A 6018-nucleotide genomic window follows, 5' to 3' on the forward strand; every position below is an offset into this window, starting at 1 on the left:
CAATAGTTCGTTATTAGCCCTTGTTTTGTCCAGCACATAACGGACTATCAGGGCTTTGACCTTGCCATTCTATTGGGGTATAAGCATGAATCGCTAAAGCATGGATTTGACCACCTTGCGAGGTTAATAAGGAGTTTGCCAGTCCATATACAAGTTGATGCCGTGCGACCAATCTTTTGCCTTCAAAAGCATCACTAACAATCGTAAGCTTAAAATGGCTTTCTTTACCATCAAAATAACCAGAATGATTCATTGACTCATTCAACAATTCTATATGTTGCGGCTGCAACGCTTGTAGCTCAGCATTGAGCGCATCAGCGGTCGGTGTTTTACTCATAATAATCTTTCCATATATTTTGCCTAATAGTACTTAGCAATTTGTGAATTGCAAATAATGCCCATTATAGCAGACGCTATTAGCGGTAAAGCCTGCTATTAATTGGCGTGTGCCTGTAAGCGATTACACTTTTGAGCTATCCTGTTTCTAAAAAATATAGCAATGAAAAATATTCTTTTTAACATACTGTCTTTAATGACGATAAATAATAGCCAGTCATGGTAAGTAGCGGCATCTGTTAGCTATCAGCATAAAAAAGCAGAGCACAATTGATAACCTGTACTCTGCTTTTATAAGTAACAACCATTTACTCAAAGCATGAAATCTAACAATCTCGTTAGCGGCGCGCTTTTTGATAAAGCGGCATCACTTTAGGCATTAACGATTGCAATTGAGCAATACGATTGCTGCTGGTCGGGTGAGTGCTTAAGAACTGTGGTGGCTCACCTTGGCTTGCGCTTTGCATTTTCTGCCATAAGGTAACCGCTGCTTGCGGATTATAGCCAGCACGTGCCATTAACTCTAGACCAATTTGATCGGCTTCAGCTTCTTGTGTGCGACTGTGCGGACGGCTCAGTCCCAAATCCCCAGCAACGTTTGCTAGTTCAGCTTGACCTTGCGACAGTCCAAAGATGCTGGCCGCTACACCGATACCAGTCTGCGTGGCATATTGGCGTGAGAGACGTTCACGTGAGTGCTCACGCAGCGCATGTGACATCTCATGACCCATAATAGCCGCAATCTCGTCATCGGTGAGATTCAGGCGGTCAATGATACCCGAGTAAAACATGATTTTGCCACCCGGCACCACAAAGGCATTCAGCTCATTAGATTTGATCGTATGCACTTCCCATTGCCATTTCGCCGCATCTGGACGGTAGACGCCGACCTGACCGACCAAACGATTAGCGATGTTCTTTAAGCGATTAAGCTGAGCCTTATTGGTATCTAACACGCCGCGCGCTTTTGCTTCTTGCAACGTTTTGGCATAACTCTGTGCAGACAGCTGCAAAACTTGCTCACTAGAAACCAGTAATAGCTGCTGACGGTCAACGCCAACGGCCCCAGTACTGGTGGTGCTGGTACAGCCTGTCAGGGCTAGTGCCGACAATGAAGCGGCCATCACGGTGCTGGTCAGTAATTTTTTCATAATAAACATCCTCGCTGTAAATGATAAAAAGTAAAATAGAACAAAGTGGCGGTTAATAACAAAGCGGCTACTAATAACAAAGTGATTATCGTTGAAACAATTGTCGTTCAAATGACTCGTATTAAATTTTTTGTGGAATAAAGAGTCAAAGCAGCAAGTAAGGCAATTTTTTATTAATGTTCTACCTATGCTTGCTACGTGACCTCAACAGTAAAATTTTACCCGAACTGTCATTAGGCATAAGTATAATAATGTTACTAAGGCAAAACCAATGCAGGAAAAGTAACAATACAGCGTAGGATTGTAAGTGAGAGGGACGTTGACACCAACAAATCTATTTTTCATGACTAACGTCTATAAACTTGATAGGCGGCATAAATCTCAGTCAAAAAATAGTCTCATAGGCGATGAGATACTACCTACAAGGACAGAGCTTTAGATTTCTAACATTATTCTGAAAAATAATTGATATTATTTTAAATAAATAATTATCGCTAAATCAATTATTTATGATAATTACATCAATAAATAGCGAGTTAAAGACATAATATTGGAAATAAACGTTAAAAATGAGGTTGACAGGGTTAGAATATCTGATAGAATAGCCAGCCTATCGAGACGGAGTTGTTGTTAACAACACTACAATTCGATAATCAGCGGGAATAGCTCAGTGGTAGAGCATAACCTTGCCAAGGTTGGGGTCGAGAGTTCGAATCTCTTTTCCCGCTCCAAATATGGCTTGAAAAAGCATCAAAGCCTCACTTTATTGTGAGGCTTTTTTTTGTCCTGATTTTAAGGGTTGTCATTGTTTCTTAAGAATATTTCGATGACATTCCAAGTTACTATCGACGGAATTAACGACATAGATTACTAAAAGTTGCAGCGCCAAAACTAAGTTACAAAAGGTGGTCAATTTGACACATTAGGCTCAGTTCAATCATGCATAATTATATAGATCGTTTAAACGAATATAACAACAAATAATCCATCTATAAACAATGATGATAATAAGGAATAATTATGCAAGAATTCAAACATAGAGCATTTAATGAATTATTTGATCTGTCAGGAAAAACTGCGATTGTGACGGGCGGTGCAAATGGTATTGGTAAAGCAACGGCGTTACGTCTAGCACAAGCTGGGGCAAATATCGCTATTGCTGATTTAAAACTAGAAGATGCAAAGGCTGCGGTCAAGGATATCGAAGTGTATGGTGTAAAAGGCTTGGCAGTCGAATGTAATATCTTGAAAGATGAAGATTTGGTCGCTATGGTAGACAAGGTCGTAGCTGAATTTGGCACTGTCAATATTTTAATCAATAATGCTGGTGGCGGCGGCGGTGGTCGTGAAAACCCAGCCACAGCATCGGTCGATGATATTCGCCGTGATTTTGAGTTGAATGTTTTTAGTGGCTGGCGCTTGTCTCAATTATGCGTGCCACACATGAAAGCGTCGGGTTATGGCTCGATTGTATTTACCACTTCGATGTCGAGTATCAATAAAAGCCCGAACATGAGTGGTTATGCAGGTTCAAAAGCGGCTGTCAATCATATGGTGGCGAACTTGGCACATGATTTTGGCCCTGAGGTACGCGTCAATGCGGTTGGCCCTGGTGCCACGCGTACTGATGCCTTAAAAACCGTGCTAACACCAGAAATCGAAAAGAAAATGCTAGAGCATACGCCGATTCAACGTTTGGGTGAAGCCGATGATATCGCTGGTGCTATGCTGTATTTTGCCGCACCACTATCTGAGTGGGTCAGTGGTCAAACCATATTTGTGAATGGCGGCGGTGTGCAAACCTTAGACTAAGTTTATCTGCATATGAAAGTATTTAAACCATGATGTTAAAGCTATAGTAAATAGTAAAAAAACCGTTATGAAAGGCGTCATCCAATGTATAGTTGGGTGACGCTTTTATCGTTTTAAGGCTATGTTTCATGATGAAGATGCTGGCGCATTGATAGGCTGCATCTTTCAATTGACTGAATATGCTCAATTGATGATATTCAAGTTATTCAAAGCAAATATGGGCAACCTCATTGCAAAAGGTTTGCTTGCCATTTTTAAAGCCTGCGATGGCTTGCGAATTGATTCTAATCGCTTCTACCGCGTCTTTCGCTTCTAATATGACTAGTGTAGCCGGTGCTCCTACTTTAATCTCCGTTTGCTGTGACAAAAGTTTCGCTGCATTTTTGCTAATCATATCGAATACCTCCGCTATCTGCTCATCTTTTGCTAATTGAGTGATATTGGCGTACATATTTGCCATTCTAATCAGTGAGGCATCACCGTAAGGCGTGAAAGCATTTAAAATATTATTGCTAGAAATAGTCGTATTGATGCCCATTGCTAATAGCTCATTGGCGTTGACCATGCCTCTAGGAATGAGCACATCATAATCACGCCCATTCAAAAATATGTCGGTGGCTGGTAACACCGTCAAGGTAATGTCAGCGAATTTCAGTAACGCAGCCATTTCTATACGTTTGTCTTTGTCCATCGCCGACAGTTTAGTCACATGACCAATAGACACGCGACCTTGATAATGGCGCTTGATGGTTTCTTCAACCAATTTTGGAATGCTCGAGCCTTGTGGATCCAGATCAAAATCTAAATGAAAATCAACATCGACGTCAAACTGCTCAGCCAAGTCAAACACCATTTCAATATGCTTGTGAGGATTCTCATCTTTGTATGGACAGCCGCCAACCAAATCAGCGCCTTGCGACAATGCCAGTTTTAGTAGCTCATAAGTATGCAGGTCATTGGTCAATCCTGATTGCGCAAAGGCGCAAATCTCTATATCGATGGCAAATGCATAGGTGTCGCGGGCTTTTTTGATGGCATTAAAGGCACGCATCTCTGTTTTTGAATCTGTTTCAACAAAGGTGCGCAGACCAACGGTGCCTTTTTTAATCGCCATCTCAATCACTCGTGAAGCACGATTAAACACATCTATTTCCGTAAAATCCTTTTTAGCCTTACCTGTTTCTTCAACAGCCTCGTTTAAATCACCTTGCTCTATAGTACAGCGATCAAGGATGCAGGCTTTATCAAGGTGAATGTGGCTCTCATAGAATCCTGCACAGACAAAGTAACCTTTAGCATCGTAAATTGCTTTTGGCGCATCATCATATTCAGTTTTTTCCGAAATATCGTCAATGCTCTCAATATAAGCGCCGTTTATACTGATATTGACCAAGTTTTTATGATTGGGTAATTGGGCATTTTTTATAAGTAAATCGGGCATCGTTTTTCCTTGTTTTTTTCCTTGGAGTGATTCAACGATCAATGGCACTTTAGTGTCAAGAGTGGGGGTTTTAAACTTTAAATCCGCATGACTATTCGATGTTTTTATTTTTTCCTACCCAACGGTCGTTTTTTGTTCATGAGTGGTTAGGAGCAAGCGTCATCGAGTCTAATATATGGCATATAATGACCACCGCTACGGTATGTAGACTTTGTTTATAAATAGACTATATCGTTTTTACCAAAAAACATACTTAGTTATTAATGTTTTATTGTTATAATTATCTTATAAGTTATAGGTGTATGTTAAGATATACTAATAATAAAAAGAGTAAATAATAAGCTAAATTTAGCTTCATAGCTTGAAACTACGAAGGCATTTCTGTGATGGAATGACTTTATTTAAATACAATCAGATAAATGGGAAAAAGTATGTCAAATATCGATGAGTCGTTACAAGAATTAATGAATCTTGATGGTGCAATGGGTGGCTGTATCGTTGACTATATGTCAGGCATGGTACTTGGTATGGCTGGCGGCGGCGTTGACTTAGAACTTGCAGCAGCAGGTAACTCGCAAGTGGTAAAGGCGAAAGTAGCAACGATGAAATCATTAGATATCAAAGGTGAAATCGAAGATATGTTAATCACCTTGGAGTCTCAACTGCATATCATTCGTCCTACAGCCAAGCATGAAGACTTGTTTATTTATTTGGTGCTTGATAAATCAAAAGCCAATCTTGCATTAGCCCGCCGTAAGGTACAAGCCGTAGAAAATAAACTAGAGATATAATTCGGTGGTCGTGTTCAAAAAATGAGTGATTTATCAAACTCTCCTTGTTGCTTATCGCGCCTTAAATAAGACAAGAGTGGCAACAAAGTTAAATTCGCTATGTACGTACTGTACATAGCGAATTATTATTTTATAGACAGTAGGAATAACTTAACGAGCGTGAGCCGTTTTATCAAGTGGTGGCAAAATGAAGTGTATTGCATACTGACCCCTGCCGTCAAATCCGTACACATAAACTTGGGAGATTTTAATTACGCAGCCTGACGATAATAATCAAACCACACCTGTCTTGGCGATTTATAGCCCAAACCCTTTTGAATCCTCGTCTGATTGTAGTACAGCTCGATGTATCTAATAATATCGTTGATCGCTGCAAATCTAGTCTTATAATCCTGATGATATACCAGCTCATTCTTTAAAGTGCCCCAGAAGCTTTCTATCGGAGCATTGTCGAAGCAATTACCTTTAGCGCTCATTGAGCCTGTAA

Annotated in this window: 6 protein-coding genes and 1 tRNA gene; 3 read left to right on the plus strand and 4 right to left on the minus strand. The window is 40.3% G+C overall.

The window, feature by feature from the left end; all coding sequences use genetic code 11:
* Positions 1 to 13: 13 nt before the first annotated feature.
* Positions 14 to 337 carry a BolA family protein gene (locus tag JFC08_RS06815; protein ID WP_055124744.1) on the minus strand — a complete coding sequence of 108 codons (324 nt, stop codon included), beginning with the start codon at positions 335 to 337 and terminating at the stop codon, positions 14 to 16.
* A gap of 337 nt (positions 338 to 674) precedes the next feature.
* Positions 675 to 1487 carry a M48 family metallopeptidase gene (locus tag JFC08_RS06820; RefSeq protein ID WP_045453551.1) on the minus strand — a complete coding sequence of 271 codons (813 nt, stop codon included), beginning with the start codon at positions 1485 to 1487 and terminating at the stop codon, positions 675 to 677.
* 656 nt (positions 1488 to 2143) lie between these two features.
* Between JFC08_RS06820 and JFC08_RS06825 the strand changes: the two genes are divergently transcribed.
* A tRNA-Gly gene (locus JFC08_RS06825) sits at positions 2144 to 2218 on the plus strand.
* Between the two features lie 289 nt (positions 2219 to 2507).
* Positions 2508 to 3299 (plus strand): glucose 1-dehydrogenase, encoded by a 792-nt coding sequence (locus JFC08_RS06830; protein ID WP_193007180.1) that lies wholly within the window; start codon positions 2508 to 2510, stop codon positions 3297 to 3299.
* 202 nt (positions 3300 to 3501) lie between these two features.
* Here JFC08_RS06830 and JFC08_RS06835 read toward each other — a convergent pair whose 3' ends face one another.
* Positions 3502 to 4740: an amidohydrolase family protein gene (locus tag JFC08_RS06835; RefSeq protein WP_198330191.1), complete on the minus strand. Its 1239-nt coding sequence runs from the start codon at positions 4738 to 4740 to the stop codon at positions 3502 to 3504.
* Positions 4741 to 5171: 431 nt separating this feature from the next.
* Here JFC08_RS06835 and JFC08_RS06840 point away from each other — a divergent pair, with 431 nt between their 5' ends.
* Entirely contained in the window at positions 5172 to 5531 is a 360-nt protein-coding gene (locus tag JFC08_RS06840) for a hypothetical protein (RefSeq protein ID WP_109591771.1), read from the plus strand.
* A gap of 251 nt (positions 5532 to 5782) precedes the next feature.
* Here the strand turns inward: JFC08_RS06840 and JFC08_RS06845 are convergent.
* Positions 5783 to 6018, minus strand: a 236-nt coding sequence (locus JFC08_RS06845) for an IS3 family transposase (protein ID WP_198330192.1), incomplete at its 5' end; no start/stop codon positions are given.

This window comes from Psychrobacter cibarius (genome assembly GCF_016107535.1).
Classification (GTDB): Bacteria; Pseudomonadota; Gammaproteobacteria; order Pseudomonadales; family Moraxellaceae; genus Psychrobacter; species Psychrobacter cibarius.